The sequence below is a fragment of the Prevotella sp. SGI.167 genome (assembly GCF_050313615.1).
Classification (GTDB): domain Bacteria; phylum Bacteroidota; class Bacteroidia; order Bacteroidales; family Bacteroidaceae; genus Prevotella.
The window spans coordinates 72368-99256 of record NZ_JBNPLT010000009.1; the positions used below are offsets into that span (position 1 = coordinate 72368).

Genomic DNA, 26889 nt, shown 5'->3' on the forward strand with positions numbered 1-26889 from the left:
AAATCATGCTAAATATATTTAGGTTAAGATTAGGAGCATTACTTCATTTTCTGATAGCCATAGGCCATTTGATTTGCCTCTTCTTTTTGGAGGAGGCATTCAAGGCTTATGGTATTTTATATGAAATGAAGCATCTCTGTTTTGACCAGGAATGGCTGTTGTATGCTGTTACGGTTTGTCTGGCAGTAGGCTTTGCTATTTTATATGCGCTCTCTGTTGCAGGCGATATTAGAAAGTTACCATTACAGAGATTGGTGATGATAGCCATTGTTGGCTTGTATTCTATCAGAGTAATAGTAGGGATTGATTGGCTGTTGTATGAGTTTACTTATCTGCAATTCTTCTCGACTTTAGTGCCAGCGATTCTCGTCTATTGCTATTTTCCCGGGCTGAAACGAGAAAAGCAAGTATAAAAAAGAATGTTATGAAGAAAGAGATAAATGCAAGAGAAACTTCCAGGGCGGCGGCGTTCGAATTATGGATTTCGTCGCCGATGCCGATGGTAACCCTGACCAAGACATTCGATGTTTCCCGAATTATGAAGATAAGCAGGAAGAGGGGGTGGAAATTCAATATGATCTTGTGCTGGGCGATAGGCTGTGCTGCATCGAGAACCAAGGAGTTTTATCTTCTTCCGGAAAAAGAATCTTCTAAAGGAATTCCTGATGAGGAAAAATCCCAAGAAAAAGAATCTGGTTCATCCTGGCGATTGATGCAATACGATTCTATCGCCATTAACGTAATCGTGGGAAATAAGAAGGGAGGAATCAATTCCTGCGACATTCCTTATTCTGATGATATTCAGAAGTTTAATGAAGATTATCTTCGTCTGACTTCTGAGGCTGCTGCTGAATGCAAATCATCTTCTTTAGAGGATGCGATGGTGGTGGGAACGTCGGCGATGATAGGAACGGAGCTTGATTGTATCGTGAATCAATACACGGATTTATTCTGCAACCCCATGCTGATGTGGGGAAGTTATCATCGTGGTTTCTTCAGAACCACGCTCCCCATCTCCTTCCAGTTTCATCATGTTCAGATGGATGGCGGCGAGGCTGCAGGATTTCTGGAGTTATTACAAGTAATCATCAGGTTCTTGCAATAACTCCACGTCTTAATCTGAATTCCATCGGGCTCACCCCATGTTTCCGCTTGAATGCCGTGCAGAAATGGCTCTGGTAATCGTAGCCCAATTTGATACCGATGTCGGCAATCGGCAGACTTGTGTCGAGGAGATAATGAACCGCTAAATCCATGCGGAAATCGAAGAGATACTGGAATACCGTGGTGCCAAACTCCTGCTTGAAGGCTTTCTTCAGGGTGCATTCGTTGGTGCCCACCATTGCCGCCAACTCGTGGAGCGAAGGCATTTCCTGATAGTGGGTGAGGATGATGCTTTGGGCATCGTGTATCTTGTCACGGATGCTGAGACTGAAGGTTTGGCTGCCTGGCAAGAGACTGGCGGGCAGGAGAAATCCCGAGAGGCAGTCGATAATCTTCGATTCCAGGTATTTGGAGGCTTGGTTGCCTAACAGGCGGGAACGCTGGATGTCTCGTGCCGCCTTGATGACTGCTGCTATGGCGGGCTGGTTGTACTTGATGATGGTCTGGGTGTCGAAGGTAGGGCTGGTTAGAGGGGAGAGCTGCTCAAATGCCTCCGCGTCGTGCTCGATAAGCTCTTCTATGAATTGCTGTGGGATGACCACGTTTAAGATTTCGAATTGGGTGCCCTGGTTCAGGTGAGTGTTGGCACCACCTTCGCCGCTTAGAAAACAGAGGCTTGCCTCGCCTGTTTTCCACATCATTTCCTTTTTTTTACCACGACCGCCGTATACTTCTTTCATGCTGCCGCCAAAGGTTGGCATGGAGAAGAGCAGGGCTGGTCTGACCTCGTGCTGCGCGATAAACTTGGTGTTGTTCGCCTTGCCAAAATAGTGTTGGTTCATAATGCCAAACTTCCGGTAATGCCACTCCTTGAGCGAAACTTCCATTGCATTCGATTCGATGTGGTTGCTCCCTTCCATCCCATGGTTGTCGATGAAGATAAGGCCGTTTGTCCTTACTTCCCCTTCTATCTTTCCATCTCTTATTATCTGACAGTCGATCATTAGCTTTACTTTAAGTTGTTTTTATGCTGCGAAATTGCAATTAAGCAAGAAATTCGTTGCAAATGTACGATATTCTAAGTAAATATACAAGTTTATCTCCAATTTTATACCTCTTTTTTCGAGAAAAAGTCTCTGCTGGGGCAAAATCATAGAGATTCTGCTTAACAGAGACTTCGTTTTTTCTATATTTAAACCGAGAAAGTTCTTCTACAAAGAGGAGTTCTTCTGGAGAAACCGAGAAAGTTTTTCTATTTTCCTCCCATTCGTCCCACGGCTTCCTGGGCAGAGTTCTCGCCACGGTATTGCTTCTTGGCCTGGTTGAAGCGATAGGTGAGGCGGAGCTGGACGTTTCGGGTGTCTACCCACTTCTGCTGCTGGAACCGTACGTTGCCGTAGGTACCGTCGGTCTTTTGGCGCTTGGTGTTGAAGATGTCGTTCACGTTCAGGCTTAGCGAGAGACGGTCTTTCAGGAAACTCTTGTAGAGCTGGAAGTCGAAGTTGTGCACGCTGCAGAGGGTGAGGAAATCGTAGGTGCCGCTGCTTCGGTAGGAGAACGAGAGGTTCATGTACCAGCCCTTTGGAAGATGGAAGCCGTTGTAGAGGCTGAAGATGTAGTAGGGGTCGTGGAAGCTTTTCTCCTTGCCCATGCTGACGGCCTTGATGAAGCCCTGCTGGATGCCTGCCTGCACCTGTGGCTCGTAGAAGCCCCAGCGGTGGCGGTAGCCGAGGAAGCTGCCCCAGTTCCAGCAATGGTCGATGTTGGTCCAGGTGATGTAGCCCGTTTGCGGGTCATCTGAATCGGGTTCGATGATGCTGGTGATGTAATCCTTCACGTAGGTGTAGCTTGCCTGGACGAATAGGTCGCCGTAGCTTGCCTGGTATTTGAACTCGTGGCGCTGGGATGGCTCCAGCTGGCTGTTTCCTATCTGCCACATGTAGCGGTTCGCGTAAACCGTGCCCGTGTTCAGCTCCTGGAAGGATGGTCGGATTTCGGAAGAGCGGTAGCTCAGGGACTGGGAGAATCTGCCTGACTGATGAGAGAGCAGGAGGGAAGGGTAGAGGTTGTCGTATTTGCGATGAAGCGGCTCGGTGGAGGCTGTTTCATCTTTCAGATAATCCAGGCGGCTGTCCACGTGCTCGTATCTCAATCCTACTCTTAATGAGAAGGGCTTGAAATCGAGTGAATACTCGGCGAAGACGGCAGCATGATTTTCCTTGGTGATGCTGTGGGTGGAGGTTCCCTTATCGGCAGGGGTGTAATCGGTGCGCGATTCGCTCTTCACGTAGTTGTACTCGGCGCCCATCATCCAGGTTTGCTTGTCGTTGATGGTGTAGTTGGCGCGGACCTTTGCTCCCCAGATGGTTCCATCGCTTTGCGGCAGGAGTGTGAACTTGTTTCTGGCTTCCTGCAGGGGGGAACTTGAAGCGAGGGACCAAGCGATGGAATCGCTTGGAACGGAGGCAAGGAGGGGGACAGAAGGGGAGCTGCTTGGGGCTAAGAGGGCGCTTGGGGAGGTGGCTGCTCCTTTTCCTTTGGCTGCTCCTTTTCCTTTGGCTGCTCCTTTCTCTGAGATTTCATCCACGAATTGAGCCTGCTCCGTGTGCAGCTTCACGAAATCGCCGAAGAAGTTCAGCTTCCATTTCTCTCCGTATTTGCCCTGGTAGAAGGCGTTCACGTGGTGCTGCCAGTCGTAATAGAAAAACTTGTTGTTGCCCGTTACGTTGTCATCTACGTGATCGTTGGTCATCGCATAGCTCGTCATCTTGAAAGGCATCGGCTGATGGATGTTGTAGCCGTCGTATTTTACTCCGATGGTTTGCTTTTCTGTCAGGGCGAGGTCGGCTCCGGCACTCCAGTAGAAGCGGTCGTAGTAGCTGTGCTTGCTGTCGAGGGTGGCGGAGGCAATGTAGGTGGTGGCGTTATCGCCAGCCTGGCTGCCGCTTACGTAATTTGTGGCGATGTCCTGTTCTTTCCATATTCCCTGCCAGTTGGCGTAGCCCAACTTGCCGTAGTACGTCATCTTGCCGTGGGTGTAGGTAAGGTCGAGGTCATGGTTGTTGCTCACGAAGGAGTCGAAGAGGAAGCCGGAGTTCTCCACGATGGCGAGTCCTTGCAGGTTCTTCTTGGTGGTGATGAGCAGCACGCAGCCCACGTTGTTGCCGTATTCGGCTCCGGGATGATGAATCACCTTCACCTCTTTTATCTGTGTAACGGGCAGGTTTTCTACCACGCTGTAATCCTGCACCTTTCTGTCGTTGATGTAGATTTCGGGTGAGCCGCCGATAAATGCCTGCGGTTTGCCATCCTTGTTTTTGAACATTCCGGGAAGTTTGGCAAGCACTTCCGTAGCTGTTGGCTCCTTCTCGAGAGAAGTTCCCGAGATGCGAGCCACGATTCCGCCGTTCTTCTGGCGGAATTGCGAGCGGGTTCCCTTGATGGTTACGGCTGCGAGCTGTTTCTCCCATTGGATGCTGTCCTGGCGCAGCTTTTCCTTCATCGCCTGGATGCTATCAGTAGAATTATTCTTTGCAGTAGAAATATTTTTTGCTGTAGAAATGCTCTCAGTAGAAATATTCTTTGCTGTAGAAATACTCTCTGCTGTAGTGGTCTTTGTCTGTTGAGCGTTTGTCATCATCGGATTTCCCAGGACGAGCAAGCTGCTTATGATCAATTCATGTTTCATAATCTTCTTTTTTATTTTAATGCAATATGTCACAAAGTTCTTGCGAATGTTACTGCGCAGGAATCTTGCTGATGATGTTGCAAAATTACGGATAAGGAAAGAGAAGGATTTTAATATGACGGAATTTTTTCGGATAAGATTTGTTTTTTTATGGAATAAGGCTTGCTGTTTCATCATAATTCCTTATCTTTGCACTATTTATAGGATAAGCTGGGTCTCGGCAAGTTTTATAGGATAAGCAGGATTTCGGCAATTTTTATTGGATAAGCTGAATCTCGGCAAGTAGAACTAAATGAGAAGAAATGTAGAATTAATTTAGTGTGAAGAAATAATGAATATAGAATCTGTTAGAGAGTATTGCCTCTCGCTTCCCCTCGTAACCGAGGCTTTTCCTTTTGATGAGCGAACCTTGGTGTTTCGCATTTTGGGCAAGATCTTTGCCTGTGTTGACCTGGAGCGCCCCGAGTGGGTTACGATGAAATGTAATGCCGATTACGCCCTCGAACTCCGGGAAGTGCATCCCGAAATAGAAGGCGCATGGCATTGGAATAAGAAATACTGGAATCAGGTAAACCTTTATGGTACGCTGGAAGATGATTTCATCCAGTCCCTGATTCGCCACAGTTATTCCGAAGTAGTGAAGAAGCTCAAGAAAAAGGAAAAGCTTGAGCATCCTGAAATCATGGAGGTGGTGGAGTAGTTTCTACCACTCCACCTTATCGTTGAGAATCACGCCGTCGGTTGCATCTTCGGCTGTAAAGGTTTCGGTCTTATACTGCACGCAGAGCATCACGAGTGGTTCTGTACCGTTGTTGCGAACAGAGCGCTTGCCGGCTGGTGCTACTCTCACCACGCTTCCCTCCTGAATAGGGAATACCTTGCCATCTACCTGGAACTCGCCCTTGCCGCTGAGGAAGAAATACAGTTCCTCGTGGTTCTTGTGAGTGTGGAGGAAACCGGGCTCCTGACCTGGAACCATAATCTGGAATGAGAATTCGCTGCCGGTTGCGTTTACGCTCTGACCGCCAAATACCTTTCCAGAAACCTTGATTTCTGGGGTGAATTCCAGAATGTAGTCCTTGAGATCACTCATCTTGCCAAAATCCGTGGCTGTGAAGTTTTCAGCCTTTGCAATAATCTTTGTTTCTTTCATCTTGTCTGTTATTTTTAAATGTTTATATTTCTTTTTTTATTTCACTTTATGTTATTTCTTTTTGTGAATTTGTGAATACTTCTGTTTTCTGCTTTCACTTCTGAATTGCGCTGCAAAGATACAGCGAAAAACCGGTTCCTGCAAGAGGGCACTTGGGGGTAAGATGGTTACTGGGAGGTAACTATTGCGTGGGAATGGGAGAAAGAAAAATGAAGCGTTAACTTAGATTAACTTGGTAGGTTTGGTATCTTTTCGGATATTAGTTACTTTTGTAGCCTATTGCAGAATATTATAGAGTTTTGCAGAACATTATTGCAGAATATTATAGATTATTGTAGAATATAAAGAAGATAGATTATGGGAAGAATGATAAAAGAAATGGTAGTGCAGGACTGTCCCATCCGTAACGTTCTGGCGCGCGTTTGCGACAAGTGGTCGCTACTGGTAATCTACACCCTGAAATATCATCAGGATGGCCCCCTCCGGTTTAATGCCCTGCGTAAGCAGATTCCGGATATTTCGCAGAAAATGCTTACCAGCACGTTAAAATCGTTGGAGGCTGATGGCTACGTTACCCGCAAGGCTTATGCCGAAGTGCCGCCAAGAGTGGAGTATTCTCTCACACCCCGTGCTGAAACCCTTATTCCTATTATGGATCATCTGATAGAATGGGCGCTGGATAACATGGCTGTGATTCTGAAGGATAGGGATAAGGCAGTAGGCTGATTTCCAAGATGAGTTTTCCTGAAGAATATTCCAAGATGAGTTTTCCGGAAAATCTTTCATTTTTTCTGTAGTTGGGGTAATGCGTGTTTTCTGGAATCTTCGTATCTTTGCACTCGAAAATGATGATCATCATCTAATCATAAATAGAATCATAACTATAAGTATAAGAAAATGTATATTGAGAAAATAAAGTCGCCAGCCGACTTGAAGAAGCTGGATTTGAAGGAACTGCAGGTGGTGGCTGATGAAACCAGACAGGCTGTGCTGAACCGTGTGAGCAAGCATGGCGGTCATGTGGGACCGAACCTGGGATTCGTGGAGGCTACCGTGGCGCTTCACTACGTTTTTAATGCGCCAAAGGATAAGCTCGTGTTTGACGTAAGCCACCAATGCTATCCGCATAAGGTGCTCACCGGACGAGCTGCGGGATTCCTCGGCGATGTGGATGACATGAATGCCATTTCGGGCTATTCTTCTCCTGCCGAATGTCCGGAGTATGATAACTTTGAGGTGGGGCATACTTCCACTTCCGTGAGTCTTGCCACCGGTTTGCAGAAGGCGCGCGACATCAAGGGAACCGATGAGAACATCATCGCCATTATCGGCGACGGATCTCTTTCGGGCGGCGAGGCTTTCGAGGGACTGGATGAGGCTTCGGAACTCGGCACGGGCATCATCATCGTGGTGAACGACAACGAAATGTCTATCGCCGAAAATCATGGCGGAATCTATAAGAACCTGCGTGCCTTGCGCGAGAGCAACGGCACCTGCGAGCACAACTGGTTCAAGGCGTGGGGCTTTGAATACAAGTATCTGGAAGAGGGTAACGACATCGAAAAACTCATCCAGGTTTTTGAGAGCGTGAAGGGTACGGATAAGCCTACCGTAGTTCACATTCACACAGAGAAAGGTCATGGATTTGCACCTGCCGTAGCCAATAAGGAGGCTTGGCATTGGGGAATGCCTTTCAATCTGGAAGACGGTTCGCGACCAAGAAGGAATGCCGATGGAACCCTCCCGGAGGTTGCTCCAACAGAGGATTACGGCACTTTATTCTCTGACTGGATGCTGGGCGAGATGAAGCAGGATAAAACCCTCATCGCCGTAACCGCCGGTACTCCTACCGCAGGTGGCTTTACTGCCGATAAGCGCCAACTGGCTGGCAAGCAGCACATCGATATGGGAATCGCCGAAGAGCAGGCTGTGGCTATGATTTCGGGAATGGCGAAGGGCGGATTGCATCCGGTTTGGACCGTTTACAGTACCTTTATCCAACGCACCTACGACCAGATTGCGCAAGACCTCTGCATCAATTCCAACCCAGCCGTAATCAACGTGGTAGGAGGCGGAGTGAACTCGATGAACGACATCACCCACATCTGCCTTTTCGATATTCCGATGCTCTGCAGCATTCCGGGGCTCATCTATCTGGCTCCAACCACCTGCGAGGAGTATTTCGCCATGCTCCGCTGGAGCATTCTGCAGGATAAGAAACCTATCGCCATCCGCGTGCCAAGCAATGGCGTGGTTCATACGTCAGAAGCCGTTGATGCTGAGTATGGTTACGAGGCAAAGTACAAGGTGATGCACCAGGGCGAGAAGGTGGCAGTCATCGCCGCCGGTTCGTTCTATCAGAAGGGCGAGAATGTAGTCCGCCTGTTGGCTGATAAGGGTATCGATGCTACGCTCATCAATCCCCGTTATCTGAATGAGGTGGATGCCGAGACGCTGGATAGCCTGAAGGCAAACCATCAGTTGGTGGTAACCCTGGAAGATGGCTCGAAGGATGGCGGCTTCGGAGAGCGCATCGCCTCTTACTATGGCACTTCAGAAATGAAGGTGATGGTAGGCGGCATCAGAAAGGGTCTCTACGATAGATATGATGTGAAGAAGTTGCTTTCGGATAATCGTCTGCTCGATGAGCAGATAGTGGAAGATATCTTGTCAGTAATTAATGATTAGTAATTAATGATTGGTAATTAATTATTAATGATTAGTTATTAGTTAGTCGGCATAGTTAGTTTTTATTTAACGAGAAATCCAAGCCGGAGAATGATCTCTAGCTTGGATTTCTTCTGTTTTATCATCGAATGTTTGTCTTAATCTCATCTTAATCTCAATCATCAACCCAGTCTTAATCTCAATCATCGTCATCTTCATTATCGTCATCTTCATCATCGTCATCATCATCATCCTAATCTCTATCGTGCTTCCACTTCTTGTCGTGCTTGTGATGCTTGTCGTGCTTGTGATGCTTGTCCGGCTTTCCTGGTCCATAAGTTACATGGGTTCCGCCTGGCCATCCTGGTTTTCCGTAGCTCCACTCAGGGCGAGGGCGGCGCTTGTCGTGTCCCCAGTTATGCTTTGGATACTTGGTGTAAATATGGTGAACATACACATGATTATTCCAGCCGATAGGGCGATAGAAATAGTATGAGTTCTTAAATTTCTTCCATTGTCTGGCGGTCATCATGCGCTTGAGCTGCTTGTTGCGGTAATGCCAGCCGTAGGCATCAATGTCGCGATAGCTGCGGATGCCATTGAGATAATTGAGATTGATGTTCAGGATGCTGTTGCGCTGGGCGCTGCTCAATCCCAGTTCTACCACCATCTTATCTGTGATAAAACGGGCTTCTGCCTGAATATTTGTCAGTCTCTGAGCATTCATAGATGTAATCATCATCCATGCTGCTACGATTGTCATCATTATTCTTTTCATAACTATCTTCTCTTTAAAGGGTTATTACTGCATTTATTTATTTCTGGTGCAAAGATAGGGAGAATAGCTGAAAATAACAAGGGGAAAACCATAATCTGATGTATGATTTTCCCTAAAAGCATCGGGGAGATTCCTGTAATAAAATTGTAGTATCTTTTATCTGCTAATTCAAATCCTTGTAACCTCATTGACACATAATACCCCTACCTTTGCACCCGAAATTTAACAGATACAACCCCGGAAGGAGAAAGGTATCATCAATATTTAATAATGTATTATAGTCAGATAAAGAAAAATGGAAAAGAAAGTATCGGGTAAGCATAGCAGCATGAATGGCTTTGCTATGATGAAAGGTAGAGTAGCTACTGTAGTTTTGGCTTCGGCTTTATTGTTGGGTGGAGGCTTGACTGCACAGGCGCAAAACGCAGCATTAACCACCTGCTCTCAGAGTGCAGCAACCGCCATTCCGCAGAATCCAAACTGGAAGGCGAATGCTGCCGAATGGCAGAAACTGAAGGGTGAAATCACCCTCTACATGACCAATGATATGGGCCGCAACGGCTACTACGACCAGAAGCCTATCGCCGAACTGATGGGCGAGATGGCGGGCACGGTAGATCCGGAATGCGTACTTGCCGTGGGCGACATCCACCATTTCAATGGCGTGGCTTCCACCCAGGACCCTCTGTGGCTTACCAATTACGAATGGGTTTATTCTCATCCCGACCTGATGCTCAACTGGTTCCCGGTTTGTGGAAACCATGAGTATCGTGGTAATACTCAGGCTTTTATGGACTATGGTAAGGTGAGCCGCCGCTGGATGATGCCTGCCAAATATTACACCAAGGTGTTCGATCACAAGGGAACCACCGTGCGCGTCATCTTCCTCGACACCACGCCCCTCATCGATTCTTACCGCAAGAATCCGGAAATCTATCCTGATGCCTGCAAGCAGGATGCAGAGGCTCAGCTCTCCTGGCTCGATGAAACCCTGAAGAATGCCAAGGAAGACTGGGTCATCGTGGTTGGTCATCATCCTATCTACGCCTACACCACGAAGAAGGAGAATGAGCGACTCGACATGCAGAAGCGCCTTCTTCCTATCCTCCATAAATATAATAATGTGGCGATTTATGCCTGCGGTCACATCCACAACTTCCAGCATATCCAGAAGAAGGGCGACAACATCGACTACGTAGTCAATTCCTCTTCATCTCTGGCTCGTCCAGTGAAGCCTATCGATGGCACCGTGTTCTGCAGTCCAGCCGATGGTTTCTCTGTATTTACAGCAGATAAGAAGCAGCTCAGAATGTCAATGATAGATAAGGATGGAAAAATCATCCACACGGTTTTAAAGGTAAAAAAGTAAAAAGGTAAAAAAGTAAAAAGAGCTTTAACTCCTTTGCACCCCCGTTCCCAGCTATTCCATCGCTGGTCTCCAAGCTTTTATATTAAAGGTAAAAGGAGCTTTTTTGCGAAAAGAAACGAATGAAGAATCAATAGCGATATAGATGAAAAGATTTTTACTGAGTGCGGCGCTTCTTGCCGCTGCGACTACCGCCATCCAGGCACACACGCTGGATGGTATAGTCAAGGATAACAAAACGGGCGAGCCCCTCATCGGAACCGTAATCCGGGTAAAGGAGCTGCCCAACGTGAGTACCACTACCGGACTTGATGGTACTTTCACCCTGCATGAATTGCCTGATAAAGGCAAGGTGACCATCATCGTTTCCTACATGTCGTACAAGACCAGGGAGATGGTGGTGGATGTGGCTAAAGACTTTTCCAAAGATGGAAAAGAGGGAAAGGATGGACAGTTGACCATCGCCATGGAAGAAGACCTGAAGCAGTTGGGCGAAGTGGTGGTTACCGGTCATCGTGAATACCGTAGCGACCGCAGCGCCATAGAATCCGTGAAGAATGCCGGCAACGTGCTCAACGTGATGAGCCAGCAGAGCATCCAGCTTTCGCCTGACGTCAACGTGGCGAGCGTTCTGCAGCGTGTATCGGGTGTAACCATGGAGCGTGATGCATCGGGCGAGGCTTCCTACGCCATCCTCCGAGGCATGGACAAGCGCTACAACTACACCCTGGTGAACGGCGTGAAGATTCCTAGTCCGGATGATAAAAACCGTTACATCCCATTGAATATCTTCCCTTCAGATCTGATGGACCGCCTCGTGGTTTCCAAGTCTCTTACTGCTGATATGGAAGGCGATGCAGCCGGCGGCGTGGTGGACATGGTGATGAAGGATGCCCCATCCCGCTTTCAGATTCAGGCGAATGCAGCCATCGGAGCAAGTGATTATTTCTGGAAGGATGGCAGAGATTATCTTACCAGCAATCGCTCTGATTATACAAAGAAATCTCCTTACGAGGCTTTCGGAAAAGACTACAAGGCGCAGATGAGCGATTTCAAGAACGGTCCTGTTCAGTTGAAGAGCCATTCCATGCCATCTCCTAATTTTATAGGAGGCTTGAGCATCGGCAACCGCTTCTGGAACGACCGCCTGGGCGTGATGCTTGCCGGAAGCGTGCAGAATGTTTTCCGTGGCACCGAGCGCACCTACAATTCCGTAAAGATGGCATCGGGCGAGCAGGCCATGTACATTTCCAATTTGCAGCATCGCTACTACAGCATCCACGACCTTACTGCAGGAGCTCATGCCAAGATAGATTTAACCCTGCCTGGCCACAAGCTGGAATGGTACAACATGTATGTGCACACCAATTCCAAGGGCATCAGATACAATAACAGCGTCAATACCGAATACATCGGAGCCGACAGCTACACGCAGGACGATGAGGTGCGCTCTCTCTCAACCACCCAGAGCATCTTTGCCACCAATCTGAAGGGTACGCATCATCTTACCAAGGATTTTACCATAGATTGGTCGGGTGTATTCTCGCAGGCTAAGGAGGAAGATCCGGACAGAACTTACGTCACCCTGACGAATACCGTGAGCAGAAAAGCCGAGAATGGCGGCGATGCCGTTTCGGGTTCCATCTGGGAAGGCGACAAGAACATCACCAAGACCCTGCCTAAGAGTGCCGAACGCCGATTCCAGCACAACAAGGATACCGACTGGGCGGGTTACATCAACCTCTCTTACGATACCCATTTCGCCAACTCTGTGGAGGCACACTGGAAGGCGGGTGCGCAGTATCGCAGAAAGGAGCGCAGCAACAGATATTATTCTTACATCTTCAATCCTGCCGACATCTCGCAGCGATTGGATGGTAACGGAATAGACCAGTTTGCTCACATCGATTGGGTTTGCAAGACTCCTTATTCTCAGGCTTCTCAGCTCAACTATGATTCCAAGGAACACATCGGCGGAGCCTATGCCATGGTAACCCTGAGGAGCGAGGTGGGCGAACTGAATGCCGGTTTCCGTGCTGAGCACACCAACCAGATTTACACTATGCTCCAGCATTTCCGCAACATGGGACAGGTGGGCGAGCAGAGCTACTGGGATTATCTGCCATCGGCATCCATCAAGTGGACACCAACCAAGAAGATGAACGTGCGTCTCTCTTACTATCGCTCCATCAACCGTCCGGGCTTCTACGAGATAGTGCCTTATCAGATTCTGGGCGAGGAGTATCAGGAAAAAGGTAATCCAAACCTGAAGCGTGCCCGCATCGACAACATCGACCTGCGCTGGGAGTGGTTCCCAAGCAAGACCGAACAGATTCTTGCCGGCGTATTCTATAAGTATCTGAAAGACCCTATAGAGCAGGTGTTCGTAACATCGGATGGCAAGATTGGAGCCGGAACCGATGCCTATTACATGCCTGACAACCTGGGTAATGCCAAGAACATGGGCTTCGAAATCGACGTAATCAAGTACATCCGCCACTTCGGAGTGAAGGCGAATTATACTTACACCCATTCAGAAATCACCACCTCGAAGCGTGAGTACCAGGAGGGTAGTGCTGAGTATAAGACGGGCGTAACCCAGACCCGTCCGCTGGTTAACCAGGCTCCTCATACCGCCAACATCTCCTTATTATATAAGGATACGGAGCATGGCTGGAATGCGCAGCTTGCCTCTTCCTTCACGGGCACCAAGCTCGCCCTGGTTTCTCCCTTCAAGGATGCCGACCAGTGGGATAAGGCGATGTTCGGTCTCGACCTGAGTGCCGAGAAGCAATTCAAGAACGGCATCTCCATCTTCTTCAAGGCAAACAATCTGCTCGATGCCAAGCGCGAGAGATACTTGAAGACCGTGAACAAGAGCAACCTGGAGTATGAGGGCCAGAAGAGCGATAAGACCATCGTGGGAACTTATCAGTATGGCAGAACCTTCCTGCTGGGAGTAAGATACAAACTTTAAAAGGTAAAAAGGCTTTTAAAGGTAAAAAGGTAAAAAAGTAAAAAGGTAAAAAAAAGAAATGAAAAAGATAAATACTTTAGCTTGCATGCTTATGATGGCAGCAGCTGCAATGTTCTCCACATCTTGCGAGAACGATAATATCAATCCATACGATTACGTGAATAATGGCGGTAATGGAAGTGATGGTAATGAGAACCAGGGTTCTAAGGATGTCATCACAACGAAGGTGGCAGAATATCCCGTAGGTTCTGTGGTTTGGACCAAGGATACTACCCTGAGCCAGAGCGTTGAAATTCCGATAGGAGCATCGCTCTACATTGAGCCGGGCGTAACCGTCACCTGCAAATCAGAGGTTCAGGTACCGGTAGAAATCGTGGTGTTGGGCAATCTCTATTGTATGGGAACTGCCGAAAAACCGGTAGTCTTTACTTCTGATACCAGGAAGCCTGCTGATTGGGGCGGCATCATCTGCGGATATAATTCTGAGGAGGTAGTGCTCAATCACGTGGATGTGGCCTATGCCGGTGCTACTCCTACCGAGAGTTCAGCTTCTTTCCAGAACAAGCTTTTCAAGACCACCATCGATGGCGGTGTGCCAGCCTTCCACTTCTGTAATGTAAACGGCAAGTTTGTGATGGCAAACAGTTTCTTCCATGACAACTACAACGACCAGACTTACTTTACAGGTGGTAACGGCGTGATTATCAACAATATCTTTGCCGATAGCGGAAATGCAGCCGATGGTGGCGAGGCCATCAACGTAAAGGCAGGTTGCAAGCTCGATGTAGCCAACAACATCATCTACAACGCCTGCACCAACGCCTTCAAGCTTTCGAATGCCGGAAATAGCGAGGTAATCCCTCTCTCTGAGATGACCGTCTATAACAACACCATCATCAATTGCGGCTGGCGCCGTTCCAAGAACAAGAAGGGCGGTTCTGTCTGGGTAGAGAAGGCAGCGAAGCCAGTCTTCGTGAACAACCTCATCTTCGATTCCCGTTTCGGCCTGAAGCAGCCAAAGAAGGATGGTGCTGATATGGAGCACAGTCGTCTTACACCAAACTACTACTTTGCATCTACAGAGACAGGCGTAGCGCAGATGGCGAAGGATGCAGAGCTCGGCATCTGGTTTGATACCGATATCAAGAGCAGCGTGGCAGGTCAGCTCAACCCTCTCTTCAAGAACTTCACTCAGAGCGAGAAGATGAATATCAATTGCGAGATAGATGATGTAGCCCAGGGTGCTCCATTGGCATTCGACAAGAGCTGGAATTTCGAGTATCAGACAGGCAGTCCTGCCCTCTCAGGAGGTGTAACCGATTTTGTCCGTCTCTTCCCACAAGGTCTGCCATTCTTCGGCATGAAGCACGTGAATTTTCTGGATAAGAATAACGACCAGAACTATTACTTCGCCGCCCCATTGCCAAGCGCAAGATTCGGAGCAAGATTGTAAACAGTAATTATAAAAAAGAAAAGCATGCAGGCTATAGAAATGTAGCTTGCACGCTTTTCTTTTCTTCATGTTTCTACTCTCCTTTTAATGTTGATCTTGGGAAAAGTTTAGGTTGTTACAGAAAAAGTATTGATTGTAACAGGAAAAGATTTTCTTTAATCCTTTTGAAATCTCTGTTCATAGACGTTGAATGTCGGTTCAGCGTCTTTGAACGGCGGTTCAACGTCTTTGAACGGACATTCAACGTCTATGAACGGAGATTTTATCTAGGTATAAAATCAAATGCAAGTATAGTTTCTATATTATTTAATGGTAAGTCTTGTCCAAATCCATCTGGGAATCATTCGCCAGAGCGAAACGAGGATACTGTATTTCCAGTCAATGGTTTTGACTGTTTTTCCCCGTTCTATAGCATTTACAATCTGCTGAGCCACTTCCTGAGGAGTTAATTGCAGGGGATAGTTGCTGCCAGCTATCAGGTCAGTCTTTACGAAACCCGGGCGGATATCTGTGATGGCGATAGGAAGATGGCGCATGTAAGCCTGCTGGGTAAGGCACTCCAGATAATGATTCTGGAAACGCTTGGTGGCAGAATAGGCAGGAGCAGCACCGAGCCCTTTCGTTCCGGCAATAGAGGTAATGCAGGCGATGCGGTAAGTATCATTGCCCTTGCCTTTATCTGATTTTTGCTCTAGTCTTAGCTCTTGCCCTTTATCTTGCTCTTGACTCTGTTGGGCAAACCAGTTGAAAGCCGTATCCACCATTCTTACAAATCCCAGCCCATTGGTCTCAACGGTCTTCATTTCCTTTTCAAAATCAAGTGAATAGTTTTGCCATCCGATTCCTGAACTATGGAAATATAAATCCATCCCACCGAGTTTTTCGATGAGTTTCTGAAGAAGAGTAGGGGCGTCAGCCGAAGTTACATCTATCTGCTGATAGCAGGTGATTTCTCCCCTGGATGCTTTCATGCCTTCTGAAATGTTCCCCTTCTGAGATACTTTTGTTTTCTCAGAAATAATCTGGTTTGTATTTCTTTTTACTTCTTCAAGTCGCTCTACTCTTCTTCCGGCTATTCCCACCTGCCAACCTCTCTGCGCTAAGAGGCTGGCTACTTCCATTCCTATTCCTGAGGTTGCCCCCATCACAATCGCTTTCTTTGCCATAGTTTTTTCTTTGATGTTTTTCCTTATTCCTTTAAAAAAAGAATATTTCATTTTGTTAAACTAAATGCAAAGATAATGTTTTTCTTTGAATGTGCGCATTATCTGCTTGCTTTTTTCATCTTTCTGCCTACAAAATTCCATGCTGGCATTTTCTTCAGGGTACTTCTTACCGGCTGAACATCCCATAGCAGGAAGATGAGCAATACAGCAAGACCGATGATACAAGTAATGCCATAGAGGTTCCGGATACTGAGCATCAGAAGATTGGTGGCATCGTAAGGCAATCCGCGCGACATGTTGCCTGCCATCGTCAATTCCATGAAGAGCAGTTATCAGAAAGCAAGCCTTTCCTGCTCTGGTTTGGAGGAATGGCAGGAGGGTCCGCAAGTATTGACTTACGGAGCAATATTGATTTGCCGGAAAGGAAAGGCGAGGCTGAATGTGAATTATAAGGATTGGGAACTTTATGAGGGGGCGGTGATTACGCTGTTCCCGAATGATGTAGTAGAATTGAAGATTGACGGGGATTTCAAATCCCCTCAAACAGAAAATGGGGATTGCAAATCCCCTGAAACTGAAAATGAGGATTGCAAATCCCCTGAAACTGAAAACGGAGATTGCAAATCTCTTCAAACAGCGAACTGCTTCCAAGCCGAAATCCTGAAATATAATCCTTCCTTGCTTCGTGAAGCAAGTCTGCAACTGGAACAGACGGTTTATTCTTCCTTACGGGAAGACAGATGCAGACAGGATATCCCCGTGGTGACAAATATCATCAATGGAATGTTTGCTCTATTAAAAGTTTATTTCGACCAATCGGAATGTACTTGTATCTCCCAATTGGTATTGTGCCAGTTGAAGGCGTTCTTCATCGGTTTTCATGAGTATCTTCAGCGCAATCCGCAATACCGACCAGATGAATATCTCCTCGAAATATCTCACCAATATCGTGAACCAGGTAACTGGGCATACCCCCAAGACCATCATCGACCAATACGTGATTCTGCAGATTAAGATGCATCTTAAGCGAACTACGCAAAGCATCAAGGAGATGGCTTGGTAGTTTCATTTTGCCGATGTCAGTTTCTTCTGTCGTTATTTCAAGAAGCATACAGGGCTGACGCCGCAGCAGATCAGGGAATAAAAGGGAAGGCGCGTGCTAGAAACTCTGTTCCAGCACGTGCTGCAAGCAATCTGCAACAACCTTCAATTTCTTCCTAATCTCTTCTTCTCCATTCTCTTGAATATGTTCAGGCGATAGTGCCTTCAGTTCTTCCAGACAACTCATCTGCATCATACTGGCAATCGGCAGGAGCTTGTGAGCAGCTTTTCCTATTTTATCTATAAATAAGGAATCCTCCTCCATGGCTTCTTTCAAATTCTTAAGATGTTCTGCCAGTTCCTGCTTCACGGTGTTGAGTATCTCTTTTGCAGCCTCTTCATCGCCCTCTGCAAAAGCCAGAAGAGCGTCAAAGTGGGATTGAGGTTCAGAATCTATTCCCAGGATAGCAGATAACTTCTCCATGCTGAATGGCTTGAACAGGCAATCGTCGAAGCCGGCTTTTATAAGTTGTTCCCGGATACTCGTATCATGCGCTGTCATAGCAATGACAGTCATATTGGTATGGTTGATGTGGGTAATCATCTCTGTACCATTCATTTCTGGCATTTCTATGTCCATCAGCATGAGGGCTGGCTGCTCATTGTGCAGGATGGTGAGTGCATCAATCACATGATTGCAGGCGAATACTTGCCAGGAATCGCCTGCTATGCGTCGTAGCATTTCCTGGAGAAGTTGAAGCTGAAGCTTGTCGTCATCGAGAATCAGAACCTTATTGTTGGCAAACTCTTGTTGAGCCTTCTTTTTGTTGTCTGAGTCCTTGGCTTCCTGATGATCAGATGTTTGTTTGATATCCTCCTGCGAATCATCTTTTGGGGCAGGTTCTATAGGTAGCGTAACGATGAAACTGGAACCTTTGCCCAAGGTAGAACGAAGTAGAATTTCTCCACCGAGAAGCGACACCAGTTCTTGAGTGATAGACAAGCCCAGGCCTGTTCCCTCGATGCCTTGTGCACTCTTTAATCTGGTGAATGCCTGGAATACTTTCTGCTTTTCCTCATCAGTCATTCCCTTGCCGGTATCTTGCACGCTCAGGGTGAGTGTCAGCTTACCCATGATTTTGGAAACTCGTGCCTCAATGTTGACACTTCCGTGATCGGTATATTTGATGGCATTGCTCACCAGATTATCCAGAATCTGACGAATACGGAAAGCATCGGCTAGGAATAATTCCTTGTCTGTTTCATTCTCCTGATTTGCTTCCTTTTTCATTCCCATCGTCATCTCATACGAAATGGATAAGCCTTTCTCTTTGGCTCGTAATCGCATTCCCTCTACCGATTCTTTCACCAGTTGGGCTGGAGAGAAAGAAACAGGCTGAACCTTCATCAATCCATTTTCCAACTGATGATAATCAAGAAGAGAAGCTACGAGTCTGGAAAGATGAGCTGCTGAGTTCTTGATATTTTGAAGACATTCCATACCTTGTGCTTCGGTGACGTATTCTTTCATCAGGTCGATGAAGCCGGAAATGGAGGCTGCGGGAGCCTTGATATCGTGGGTAATGGTGAGAAGAAGTCGTTCACGTTGGTTCATGATGCGTTGGATTTCTTCGTTGGCTGCCTCAAGATTCTCCCGGTAGATGCGCTCTTTTCTAGCATCGCGCCAGATGAACCAAATCATGACGATAATTGCAAAGAGTGTTATTAGTGTGAGTAAACCTATTTGCCACAACAGTTGTCTGCGGGCTGCCATCGCTTTGTTGATGGCTTTCTGCATAGAGTCACGTTCCCTTTGGTGCACATCACTCAGTTGCTTGGCAGAACGTAAGGCAAGTTTTGTACTGACTATTTTCAAGTCTTCCATCTCTTTGTTGATACTTTCCTTATGGTCTTGCGTAGCCACCTTCTCCTTCTTGTCTATCTGGTCCAGAATGTTGGCTACATTTTCTGCCACATTCACAGGAGTTGTGATAGAATCAATGATGGCTCTGTTGCTGTCTTGCTTGATGCTTAGCGTCTCTGCATGCTCTTTCTTGAAAGCATCGGCTAGTCGCCGGAAGAATCCTCGGCGGGTCTTCATTACTTCCACCGTAGTTTTCTTTGCCTCGTGGGTTTGTGGGGCTTTGGAATGAACAACGATAGAATCCTTGCCGGTATTGAGACTTTTTACCTTATCTTGCAGATAATTGGACGTAGATTTCCCTGCCATTGCATCAGAGAGTTGCTTCAAGTTCTTCTGTTCTTCTTTGAGCAGAGAAGTCATGGTACTGTCTGCTGCATCCTTTTTCTTGATGTACTCACGGGATGCTTCGTTGATGGCGATGATGCTCTTGGTGTTGCTATATACGAGACTGATTGCCAGAATCATGATAATAGCAATAATGCAATAGCCGAGGGCTACCTTGAGTGGAATATTGTTTTTGTGCATGTGAAATCTACTTACTTAATTATCTTCTGCAAAGATAATGCAAAAAACTGATTTAAAGAAAAGAAAGGGCTAAAAACAAGTCAGGAGACCAATGAATTTTATCATTAGTCTCCTGCCTAATTGAAAGCGAAGCGTAATTACTGATATTTAATGTCTTTCTATTTCTTCTGTTTATTACTGTTTTTTGAAGGTGATATTACTTAGCTACAGTTGAATCTGTTGTTGCTGTTGTAGAATCAGCTGGAGTCTCTGCTGGAGTTGTCTTCTCTACTGTTGTGTCTGCTGGTTCTGCAGGAGCAACTGTGTCTACTGGAGCTACTGATGAAACACTTGCCATTTTGTTGTTGGCGAATACATTACTAACTGATACCATTACCATGGCAGCGATAGCTGCGAATACTAACTTTTTCATAATCTTTTTATTTTTTATTGTGAATATTATTTTTACTTTAATGAACCGTCTTACTTGCATTGTTGCTTGTTTGCGAGTTCACAATCTGCGTGCCAAAAGATTCCTCCTTTTAGTAAATGGTTGATAATCAGTTAATATGCATTTTTGTGCCAAATCTTAACTTTGTGGAAGTTGTGGAACAAGTGTGGAATTTTTCCCCAAAATATTGGGGAAAGTTCCTCAGATGCCGTACTTCTTCATCTTGTTATACAGCGTCTTTCTATCCACAGCAAGCAATTGTGCAGCTTTACTCTTGTTACCTCCTGCCGCTTTTAGTGCTGCTTCTATACGCTGCAGTTCTGTTTCCTCATCATGCAGGGTGGTAGGAGCTTGTGGTTGAATATGAGCCATACTCTGTTCCAGTTCTGTTACTCCAATATATCTGCCTGTGGCAAGAAGAGTGGCACGTTTCATCACATTGTTCAATTCGCGCAGGTTTCCTGGCCAGTTATAAGAGGCGATTCTCTCCTTCGCCTTACCATCGAGTCCTTCCACGTTTCTATTGAGTTCTTTGTTGGCATGTTTGATAAAGAGATCAGCAAAGAGGAAGAGATCGGCACCACGGTCTTTCAACTCCGGCATGTAGATGGTAAACTCGTTGATGCGGTGGTATAGGTCTTCGCGGAAGTTTCCCTCTGCTACACGCTGTGCCAGATTTTCGTTGGTGGCGCAAACCAGTCGGATGTCGATGTCGATTTCCTTGTTGCTGCCCAATGGACGAATTTTTCGCTCCTGAAGGGCACGAAGCAGTTGCACTTGCACTTCATAGTTCAGGTTCCCCATTTCGTCCAGGAAGAGTGTACCGCCATTTGCTATTTCGAAAGCTCCCTTTTTGTCTTGGTCTGCTCCCGTAAAGGCTCCCTTGCTGTGACCGAAGAATTCTGATGCTGCCACATCCTTAGGAATGGCTCCACAGTCGAGTGCAAAGAAAGGTTTCCCTGCCCGCTGGCTTAATTCATGAATGCGACGAGCTACATATTCCTTACCCGTTCCGCTTGCACCCAGAATGAGAACTGACATAGGGGTAGGAGCAACCAAAGATACGAAACTATAGAGTTTTCTTGAAGCCTCACTTTCACCTTCAAGATATTTAGGAACATCTACATTTCCTTTAGATTCCGTATTTCCTGATACTTTTTTATTATCTATTGGCTCCTGATTTCCTGTTGCCTCCCTCTGCTCTATATTTTTCTCTGATAGAGAGCTTGTATTGTGATTTTTTATGGCTTCCTTAATCTTTTCCAGGAGGATGTCCGGATGAAAAGGTTTGGCTACGTAATCTGTAGCACCCGACTTCATGGCGAGTACTACGTTCTGAATCTCTGCATAGCTGGTCATGACGATGAAAGGTACTTGCACGCCGTGCTTTCTCATCCATTGCAATAAGAAAATACCATCATGGTCTGGAAGACGAAGGTCGGATAGCACCAGATCAAATCTACTTTCCAATTTCTCCCAAGCCTGTATAGCTGCTTTCACCGAAGTCGTTTTTTCAACTTCGAATCCTTTCTTCCTGAGCCATGTCTGAATCATGGTTCCAAATGCGATGTCGTCTTCAACTATTAGTATTTTTTCCATATCATTACAATCTTTCTGTCTCTTTGTCTTCTCAAGATAAAACAAATTCGTGCGCAAAGTTAGCATTATTATTTGGAATCAGCAAAGAAAAAGTCTTTAATTGTCAGTTTTTACAAAAGATTATAATAATAATGAAGGTCTCTACCCAAACATGAAGGATAGAGATCTTATATTATCAATTGATTTTTGATAGCTTTTTACTCTGGGAAATTGATGTTGTGACAATCTGGTAGCCTCTATCTTAACATTTGTTATTGAATTATGGGGCAAAGATATAAAATCTTTGTGAAACAAAAGTAAAGAAAAAGAAAAAGTTTTGTTTATCTCGTTAATTATTATTATCTTTGCATTCGTAATTGTAAAAACTAAACGAAAATGAAGATACATATCGAACAAGCAACCCCAGATAAAGCTTCGCATATAGCATCGCTCATTATGGAAGCGATGAATACGGAATGTTGTCAGAATTTTGCCGGACCTCGTCATACATTGGCTGATTTTCATCAGTTGATGGAACGTCTGGTAAAGATGGAGGATAGCCAGTATAGTTACCGAAATGTGTTGATGGCTATGACTGCTGATGGTGTGGTTGCTGGCATCTTGGTGGCTTATGATGGAGCTCAACTTAAGACTTTGCGCAAAAGATTTGTAGATGAGGCTCTTGATACCTTTGGAATTGATTATTCGGGTATGGATGCTGAGACTCAAGAAGGTGAATTCTATCTCGACAGTTTGGCTGTTTCCAGTAGCTATAGAGGTAAGGGGATTGCAAAGCTTTTGTTGAATGCTGCCATACAACGTGGTAAGGAACTTGGTATTCCGAAGGTTGGATTATTGGTTGATAAAGGCAATCCAAGAGCTGAAAGCCTTTATACTCGTATGGGATTCCAATTCGTCAATTATACAACGTGGGGTGGACACGGAATGAAGCATTTGCAGATAAATGCTGAATAAGAAGTGAAAATTCTTGTTGATGATTACAGAATATAAGTGAATAGAGCATATAAAACAAAAAGCCCAGGATAGCATCACTGCTGCCTGGGCATTTTTTTAATCAACAAAAACTAATAAAATCTCTTTTAACCTATATTTTCTATAAAGTTACCTTTTCTGCTGCAAAGGTACAAAAGAAAATGGTAGGATGAATCAAAAATATATAGTTTTCTGCTATTTCTTCAGGACAATCGTTTGCACGATTATTTGTCTTCTACTTCCTGTAATTCGCTTTCCTCCATATCCTGATCTAGACGGTGGCGCCAAAGATACTTTCTTGTTTCATGCACAATAATTCCACTAAGACATAGTAAAGAGACGAGATTTGGAATAGCCATAAGAGCATTCATGCAATCAGCTATGTTCCATACCAGACCGAGACTGATGACACTTCCTGCAAATATACTGGCAATGTAGAGGATGCGATAGCAAAGCATCCATTTCTTTCCCTTCAGGTATTCTACGCAACGTTCGCCATAATAACTCCAACCTAGTGTAGTACTAAAAGCAAAGGTGGTCAGACCAAATGTTAGTAATGGAGCTCCAATATATGGTATTTTACTAAAAGCTGCTTTGGTAAGTGCTGCTCCATCATGATAGTCTATATCTGGATAGGCTATGATACTGCTGGTGATTACCAGTCCTGTTAGAGCGCAGATGATGACTGTATCCCAGAATGTTCCTGTTGATGAAACTAATGCCTGTCGAACGGGATTGCGGGTTTGAGCAGCTGCGGCAACAATTGGCGCAGAACCAAGTCCACTCTCATTAGAGAAAAGACCACGGGCAATACCATAACGGGCTGCAAGCATCAGTGTGCTACCTGCAAAACCACCACCAGCAGCTTTTGTTGTAAAAGCTGATTCGCAGATAATCTGTAGGGCAGGGAGAATGTAGGCATGATTTACAATGAGAATATAAATACAGCCCAATACATAGAATAGGGCCATGAAAGGTACAAGCATTCCACAAACCTTAGAGATTGTCTTTACACCACCAATGATTACGGCTGCTCCTAAAATGGTAACTATCGAGCCTGTAATGAAAGGAGAAATGCCATATTGATTCTCTACAAGGGTTGAGATGGCATTAGCTTGAACTGTGCTGCCAATACCAAAAGAAGCAAGGGCGGCAAAGGTTGCGAAGAGGATGGCAAGCCATTTCCAGCCCAATCCCTTTTCTAGAGCATACATCGGACCTCCCAGCATCTTTCCTCGTGTTGTCTTAACTCGATATTTTACGGCAAGAAGTCCCTCTGCATACTTGGTAGAAATACCGAAAACACCGGTGAGCCAGCACCAAAGGACAGCACCTGGTCCACCTAATGCTATGGCTGTAGCCACACCGATGATGTTACCCGTACCGATGGTAGCTGCCAAGGCAGTGGCTAGTGCTCCGAATTGAGAAACATCCCCCGTTGCCTTCTTGTCTTTCTTGACAGACAATTTGATAGCCTGGAATATCTTGCGCTGTGGAAAGCGCAGGCGGATGGTTAGAAAAATATGAGTTCCCAACAATAAAATAATCATAGGCCATCCCCAAAGGAATGAACTAAAGGCTGTGAAAAAATCATTGATAGCATCCATCTCTCTTATGTTTTAATTTAAAAATGATAATTAATAATTAGGCTTGCGCCCTGATAACTCTCTTGTCTTTTTATGAACGGAATATGTTTAGTTACTTCCGTTTTGGGAGACTGAAGGTAATTCTACCCTCAGTCTTCGAATTCTATTCTAACGTTAGTGAATCCCATTGTCTTGAACATGTCTTTGAATTGCTGCTTGGCATTTCTTCTTGCCGTCTGATAATTCACAGGTGTCAAGCAACGCTTTTTCATCATAACGTAAGCTCTGTCGTACATAGCCTGTCGGTCAGCGCCAGTCCATTTTCCTTCTTCAAAGAAACTTTTAGTCTTTGCCTCGTCTATGAAATTGTTGTCGAGGAGTCGTATTGGGGGAAGGGTGCAGACTATGGAATCTTTCTTTTCATCCGTCTGTATCCATCCTTCCTTTACGTCTTTCATGTCAATGCCGAGACGCAGGGTACCATAATAGATACGTACCAATTGATCGTCACCAAAGAAGCCATGTCGGGTTGTATCAACGAGTTCCTCATCGTTGATGGCAAGAAATTCCCATTGCCCGATAGCCTCAATACTTTCTACTTGGGTTGGTGAAAGGGTGGTCTTTTCTTCCGTTGCCACGTTTATTGTATTGTCTTTATTAAGCCAAAAGAGTGCTCCACCTATTATTATAATAAGGAATAAAATGATTATGATTCCATATTTCTTCATATCTTAGTCCTCTTTATTTGATGCCTGGCTAGAGGCTGTTCTCTTTTCTATTGTTTTATTGTCATTCAATCCATTTGAAATGAATTCCTTCAAGTCGTGGATTGTGAATTTCTTACGGAAGCTAATTTTGATGTTTTCTTCCTTGAATCCCATGTCCTTGAGCATCGGAATCAGAGTATTTGCGGCACTGAGCCTAGCTTGTTCCATGAGGTCAAGATTCGGAATATCATTGATGATGCTTTGTCTGCCTTGCTGCTCTAGTTGGGTGAGTTCTGCATCACTGAAATTGCTGCGGGCAATGGAAACATATTGTTTTACCGCATTGTGGTCTATCTTACTGCTCGTGAGTGTCAGCTTTGGGTCTGGCAGAATAATTTCTATCTTGTCACCTTTGCGTAACACATTTTGATTGGAAAACCCTTGGAAGTCTACGGAAGCCTTGATGGTTGCATTCATAGGGATTGCAACTTTCCTGTTTGAACCAGGTACATGAATGTTGAAGTTCTTTCTGAAAAAAGAACCTTTCAGATTCAGTTGATCATCGTGGGTGATAATTTTGTGAACATGGGCTTCTGCCGTATATAGTCGGTTGCATTTTTGTATTTGCATCACCATCATTGGAATAGTGTCGATGACTTGCTCCTTTTCTTGCGTTTGCTCTTTCTGATAGCAAGAAGAAAAGGTAAAAATGCTGGCAGTTATTATGAATAATAGAATCTTTTTCATACAAAATGTTTCTTTTTGTCTGCAAAGATACGACAAAATGTTTAAATCTCAAAATAAAAAGGGTAAATTTGCTTTAAAAAGAAGAAAAGAAGCAGTTTTAAGAGAGAAAAAACATTTAATGAAGAAAAAATGCATTTTTTTTTAGACTTGCATTAAACCTTTTCTTCGTGATGACGTCAAACTACTGATTAGAATTCATAAACTGAACTTTTATTATATCGTGTAAGATTCAATAGGAAATTTATTAGTTAGTATTTAGGTAGATTCGGAGCATCGGCTTGTGAAAGTCGATGCTTTTTTTCTTTTTTAACGGGTAACCCGTGTTTATTTCGTTTTTTTTTACTACTTTTGTAGCATTAAAATAAAAAAGCAATGAAACGAATCAATTACTTATTTTTCATGGCTCTGGCTATAGGTATAATGGCTTCGTGTGCTGAGAAAAAGAAAAGCAACATCATTATAGCTCCTAAACCTGTTGTCAAAGTTAAAAAGCAAACACTCAAGATGAGTGAGTATGAGCAGTCTAGAAGCATTGAATGGTTGGGCGCTACATACAAAGTGGTGGTAAAACGAGAACCAGATGACAGTTTGCCGCTCGTTAAGGTAGATGAAAATACTAAGTATCACGATAATATGATTACTGTTCGGATTATAAGAAGCGACGGTTCTGAATTCTTCAAACGTAGTTTTACCAAAGCTGCCTTTGAAAAATACTTGGATTCTCATACCAAGGCCTCTGGTGGATTATTGGGTATTGTCTATGTAAAAACTGAAGGTAACAATCTTTGTTTTGCAGCCAGTGTTGGTTCACCTGATGTGATGAGTGATGAATATTTGCCTTTGGTGGTAAAAGTCTCTAAGATGGGGGAGGTGAGTATCAGTAAAGATCAATTACTGGATACTGAAGGAAATGACAGTTCTCCATCGGGCAATTCTTCTGTTGATGAAGACGATGATGAGGGTGTATAAATAAAGGAAGAACCTCTTGAAATACTCAGATTTCAAG

General features: G+C 45.2%; 23 protein-coding genes. 11 read left to right on the plus strand and 12 right to left on the minus strand.

Annotation, left to right across the window (positions count from 1 at the left end; all coding sequences use genetic code 11):
- Positions 1–5: 5 nt before the first annotated feature.
- A complete protein-coding gene (locus ACQRBJ_RS06585) occupies positions 6–413 on the plus strand; it encodes a hypothetical protein (protein ID WP_445303141.1) in 408 nt (135 codons plus the stop codon).
- An 11-nt stretch (positions 414–424) separates the two neighbouring features.
- Positions 425–1105 carry a CatA-like O-acetyltransferase gene (locus tag ACQRBJ_RS06590; RefSeq protein ID WP_294972053.1) on the plus strand — a complete coding sequence of 227 codons (681 nt, stop codon included), beginning with the start codon at positions 425–427 and terminating at the stop codon, positions 1103–1105.
- Here the strand turns inward: ACQRBJ_RS06590 and ACQRBJ_RS06595 are convergent.
- Positions 1089–2108 (minus strand): helix-turn-helix domain-containing protein, encoded by a 1020-nt coding sequence (locus ACQRBJ_RS06595; RefSeq protein ID WP_445303142.1) that lies wholly within the window; start codon positions 2106–2108, stop codon positions 1089–1091. The genes ACQRBJ_RS06590 and ACQRBJ_RS06595 overlap by 17 nt on opposite strands.
- Before the next feature lie 248 nt (positions 2109–2356).
- Complete coding sequence (locus ACQRBJ_RS06600) at positions 2357–4792, minus strand: outer membrane beta-barrel protein (protein WP_445303143.1); 2436 nt, start codon at positions 4790–4792, stop codon at positions 2357–2359.
- Positions 4793–5123: 331 nt separating this feature from the next.
- Here ACQRBJ_RS06600 and ACQRBJ_RS06605 point away from each other — a divergent pair, with 331 nt between their 5' ends.
- Positions 5124–5492: an MmcQ/YjbR family DNA-binding protein gene (locus ACQRBJ_RS06605; RefSeq protein WP_445303144.1), complete on the plus strand. Its 369-nt coding sequence runs from the start codon at positions 5124–5126 to the stop codon at positions 5490–5492.
- A gap of 3 nt (positions 5493–5495) precedes the next feature.
- Here the strand turns inward: ACQRBJ_RS06605 and ACQRBJ_RS06610 are convergent, their stop codons facing one another.
- On the minus strand, positions 5496–5945 hold the full coding sequence (locus ACQRBJ_RS06610; protein WP_445303145.1) for a cupin domain-containing protein: 450 nt from the start codon (positions 5943–5945) through the stop codon (positions 5496–5498).
- Positions 5946–6302: 357 nt separating this feature from the next.
- On the opposite strand from ACQRBJ_RS06610, the gene ACQRBJ_RS06615 reads away from it, so the two are divergent.
- Positions 6303–6671 (plus strand): helix-turn-helix domain-containing protein, encoded by a 369-nt coding sequence (locus tag ACQRBJ_RS06615; RefSeq protein WP_287560361.1) that lies wholly within the window; start codon positions 6303–6305, stop codon positions 6669–6671.
- Positions 6672–6842: 171 nt separating this feature from the next.
- Positions 6843–8633, plus strand: coding sequence for a 1-deoxy-D-xylulose-5-phosphate synthase (locus tag ACQRBJ_RS06620; protein WP_445303146.1), 1791 nt, complete (start codon positions 6843–6845; stop codon positions 8631–8633).
- Between the two features lie 232 nt (positions 8634–8865).
- On the opposite strand, the gene ACQRBJ_RS06625 is transcribed toward ACQRBJ_RS06620, so the two are convergent.
- Positions 8866–9390, minus strand: coding sequence for a hypothetical protein (locus ACQRBJ_RS06625; protein ID WP_445303147.1), 525 nt, complete (start codon positions 9388–9390; stop codon positions 8866–8868).
- A 295-nt stretch (positions 9391–9685) separates the two neighbouring features.
- Between ACQRBJ_RS06625 and ACQRBJ_RS06630 the strand changes: the two genes are divergently transcribed.
- From ACQRBJ_RS06630 to ACQRBJ_RS06640, 3 genes are all read left to right on the plus strand, one after another.
- Entirely contained in the window at positions 9686–10759 is a 1074-nt protein-coding gene (locus ACQRBJ_RS06630) for a metallophosphoesterase (RefSeq protein WP_297158990.1), read from the plus strand.
- A gap of 142 nt (positions 10760–10901) precedes the next feature.
- Positions 10902–13733, plus strand: coding sequence for a TonB-dependent receptor domain-containing protein (locus ACQRBJ_RS06635; protein WP_445303148.1), 2832 nt, complete (start codon positions 10902–10904; stop codon positions 13731–13733).
- 58 nt (positions 13734–13791) lie between these two features.
- Entirely contained in the window at positions 13792–15186 is a 1395-nt protein-coding gene (locus ACQRBJ_RS06640; protein ID WP_445303149.1) for a hypothetical protein, read from the plus strand.
- Between the two features lie 302 nt (positions 15187–15488).
- Here ACQRBJ_RS06640 and ACQRBJ_RS06645 read toward each other — a convergent pair whose 3' ends face one another.
- Both ACQRBJ_RS06645 and ACQRBJ_RS06650 read right to left on the minus strand, forming a co-directional pair.
- On the minus strand, positions 15489–16352 hold the full coding sequence (locus ACQRBJ_RS06645) for an SDR family NAD(P)-dependent oxidoreductase (protein WP_445303150.1): 864 nt from the start codon (positions 16350–16352) through the stop codon (positions 15489–15491).
- A gap of 98 nt (positions 16353–16450) precedes the next feature.
- Positions 16451–16672 carry a hypothetical protein gene (locus tag ACQRBJ_RS06650; protein ID WP_445303151.1) on the minus strand — a complete coding sequence of 74 codons (222 nt, stop codon included), beginning with the start codon at positions 16670–16672 and terminating at the stop codon, positions 16451–16453.
- Here ACQRBJ_RS06650 and ACQRBJ_RS06655 point away from each other — a divergent pair.
- A complete protein-coding gene (locus ACQRBJ_RS06655) occupies positions 16671–17366 on the plus strand; it encodes a hypothetical protein (RefSeq protein ID WP_445303152.1) in 696 nt (231 codons plus the stop codon). The genes ACQRBJ_RS06650 and ACQRBJ_RS06655 overlap by 2 nt on opposite strands.
- 145 nt (positions 17367–17511) lie before the next feature.
- On the opposite strand, the gene ACQRBJ_RS06660 is transcribed toward ACQRBJ_RS06655, so the two are convergent.
- The 3 genes from ACQRBJ_RS06660 to ACQRBJ_RS06670 all read right to left on the minus strand — a co-directional run bounded on the left by ACQRBJ_RS06660 (position 17512) and on the right by ACQRBJ_RS06670 (position 21871).
- Positions 17512–19842 carry an ATP-binding response regulator gene (locus ACQRBJ_RS06660; RefSeq protein ID WP_445303153.1) on the minus strand — a complete coding sequence of 777 codons (2331 nt, stop codon included), beginning with the start codon at positions 19840–19842 and terminating at the stop codon, positions 17512–17514.
- Positions 19843–20038: 196 nt separating this feature from the next.
- The gene (locus ACQRBJ_RS06665) at positions 20039–20254 is read right to left on the minus strand and encodes a hypothetical protein (protein ID WP_445303154.1); all 216 of its coding nucleotides are present in this window, start codon (positions 20252–20254) and stop codon (positions 20039–20041) included.
- A 219-nt stretch (positions 20255–20473) separates the two neighbouring features.
- Complete coding sequence (locus ACQRBJ_RS06670) at positions 20474–21871, minus strand: sigma-54-dependent transcriptional regulator (RefSeq protein ID WP_445303155.1); 1398 nt, start codon at positions 21869–21871, stop codon at positions 20474–20476.
- A gap of 375 nt (positions 21872–22246) precedes the next feature.
- On the opposite strand from ACQRBJ_RS06670, the gene ACQRBJ_RS06675 reads away from it, so the two are divergent.
- Positions 22247–22825: a GNAT family N-acetyltransferase gene (locus ACQRBJ_RS06675; RefSeq protein WP_445303156.1), complete on the plus strand. Its 579-nt coding sequence runs from the start codon at positions 22247–22249 to the stop codon at positions 22823–22825.
- A 242-nt stretch (positions 22826–23067) separates the two neighbouring features.
- On the opposite strand, the gene ACQRBJ_RS06680 is transcribed toward ACQRBJ_RS06675, so the two are convergent.
- From ACQRBJ_RS06680 to ACQRBJ_RS06690, 3 genes are all read right to left on the minus strand, one after another.
- Positions 23068–24450: an alanine/glycine:cation symporter family protein gene (locus ACQRBJ_RS06680; RefSeq protein ID WP_294970219.1), complete on the minus strand. Its 1383-nt coding sequence runs from the start codon at positions 24448–24450 to the stop codon at positions 23068–23070.
- A gap of 128 nt (positions 24451–24578) precedes the next feature.
- Positions 24579–25067, minus strand: a complete 489-nt coding sequence (locus ACQRBJ_RS06685) for a DUF4230 domain-containing protein (RefSeq protein WP_445303157.1) — start codon at positions 25065–25067, stop codon at positions 24579–24581.
- A 93-nt stretch (positions 25068–25160) separates the two neighbouring features.
- Positions 25161–25883 carry a DUF4230 domain-containing protein gene (locus ACQRBJ_RS06690; protein ID WP_295347079.1) on the minus strand — a complete coding sequence of 241 codons (723 nt, stop codon included), beginning with the start codon at positions 25881–25883 and terminating at the stop codon, positions 25161–25163.
- A 372-nt stretch (positions 25884–26255) separates the two neighbouring features.
- On the opposite strand from ACQRBJ_RS06690, the gene ACQRBJ_RS06695 reads away from it, so the two are divergent.
- Positions 26256–26852 (plus strand): DUF4738 domain-containing protein, encoded by a 597-nt coding sequence (locus ACQRBJ_RS06695; protein WP_445303158.1) that lies wholly within the window; start codon positions 26256–26258, stop codon positions 26850–26852.
- Positions 26853–26889: the final 37 nt, after the last annotated feature.

Bases quoted from the DNA above. Each gene is read 5' to 3' on its own strand.
- ACQRBJ_RS06585 (WP_445303141.1), top strand. From the start codon at position 6: ATGCTAAATATATTTAGGTTAAGATTAGGAGCATTACTTCATTTTCTG.
- ACQRBJ_RS06645 (WP_445303150.1), bottom strand. From the start codon at position 16,352: ATGGCAAAGAAAGCGATTGTGATGGGGGCAACCTCAGGAATAGGAATG.
- ACQRBJ_RS06600 (WP_445303143.1), bottom strand. From the start codon at position 4,792: ATGAAACATGAATTGATCATAAGCAGCTTGCTCGTCCTGGGAAATCCG.
- ACQRBJ_RS06630 (WP_297158990.1), top strand. From the start codon at position 9,686: ATGGAAAAGAAAGTATCGGGTAAGCATAGCAGCATGAATGGCTTTGCT.
- ACQRBJ_RS06640 (WP_445303149.1), top strand. From the start codon at position 13,792: ATGAAAAAGATAAATACTTTAGCTTGCATGCTTATGATGGCAGCAGCT.
- ACQRBJ_RS06665 (WP_445303154.1), bottom strand. From the start codon at position 20,254: ATGAAAAAGTTAGTATTCGCAGCTATCGCTGCCATGGTAATGGTATCA.
- ACQRBJ_RS06615 (WP_287560361.1), top strand. From the start codon at position 6,303: ATGGGAAGAATGATAAAAGAAATGGTAGTGCAGGACTGTCCCATCCGT.
- ACQRBJ_RS06695 (WP_445303158.1), top strand. From the start codon at position 26,256: ATGAAACGAATCAATTACTTATTTTTCATGGCTCTGGCTATAGGTATA.
- ACQRBJ_RS06595 (WP_445303142.1), bottom strand. From the start codon at position 2,108: ATGATCGACTGTCAGATAATAAGAGATGGAAAGATAGAAGGGGAAGTA.
- ACQRBJ_RS06690 (WP_295347079.1), bottom strand. From the start codon at position 25,883: ATGAAAAAGATTCTATTATTCATAATAACTGCCAGCATTTTTACCTTT.
- ACQRBJ_RS06625 (WP_445303147.1), bottom strand. From the start codon at position 9,390: ATGAAAAGAATAATGATGACAATCGTAGCAGCATGGATGATGATTACA.
- ACQRBJ_RS06650 (WP_445303151.1), bottom strand. From the start codon at position 16,672: ATGGAATTGACGATGGCAGGCAACATGTCGCGCGGATTGCCTTACGAT.
- ACQRBJ_RS06670 (WP_445303155.1), bottom strand. From the start codon at position 21,871: ATGGAAAAAATACTAATAGTTGAAGACGACATCGCATTTGGAACCATG.
- ACQRBJ_RS06680 (WP_294970219.1), bottom strand. From the start codon at position 24,450: ATGGATGCTATCAATGATTTTTTCACAGCCTTTAGTTCATTCCTTTGG.
- ACQRBJ_RS06590 (WP_294972053.1), top strand. From the start codon at position 425: ATGAAGAAAGAGATAAATGCAAGAGAAACTTCCAGGGCGGCGGCGTTC.
- ACQRBJ_RS06620 (WP_445303146.1), top strand. From the start codon at position 6,843: ATGTATATTGAGAAAATAAAGTCGCCAGCCGACTTGAAGAAGCTGGAT.
- ACQRBJ_RS06605 (WP_445303144.1), top strand. From the start codon at position 5,124: ATGAATATAGAATCTGTTAGAGAGTATTGCCTCTCGCTTCCCCTCGTA.
- ACQRBJ_RS06655 (WP_445303152.1), top strand. From the start codon at position 16,671: ATGAAGAGCAGTTATCAGAAAGCAAGCCTTTCCTGCTCTGGTTTGGAG.
- ACQRBJ_RS06635 (WP_445303148.1), top strand. From the start codon at position 10,902: ATGAAAAGATTTTTACTGAGTGCGGCGCTTCTTGCCGCTGCGACTACC.
- ACQRBJ_RS06660 (WP_445303153.1), bottom strand. From the start codon at position 19,842: ATGCACAAAAACAATATTCCACTCAAGGTAGCCCTCGGCTATTGCATT.
- ACQRBJ_RS06610 (WP_445303145.1), bottom strand. From the start codon at position 5,945: ATGAAAGAAACAAAGATTATTGCAAAGGCTGAAAACTTCACAGCCACG.
- ACQRBJ_RS06675 (WP_445303156.1), top strand. From the start codon at position 22,247: ATGAAGATACATATCGAACAAGCAACCCCAGATAAAGCTTCGCATATA.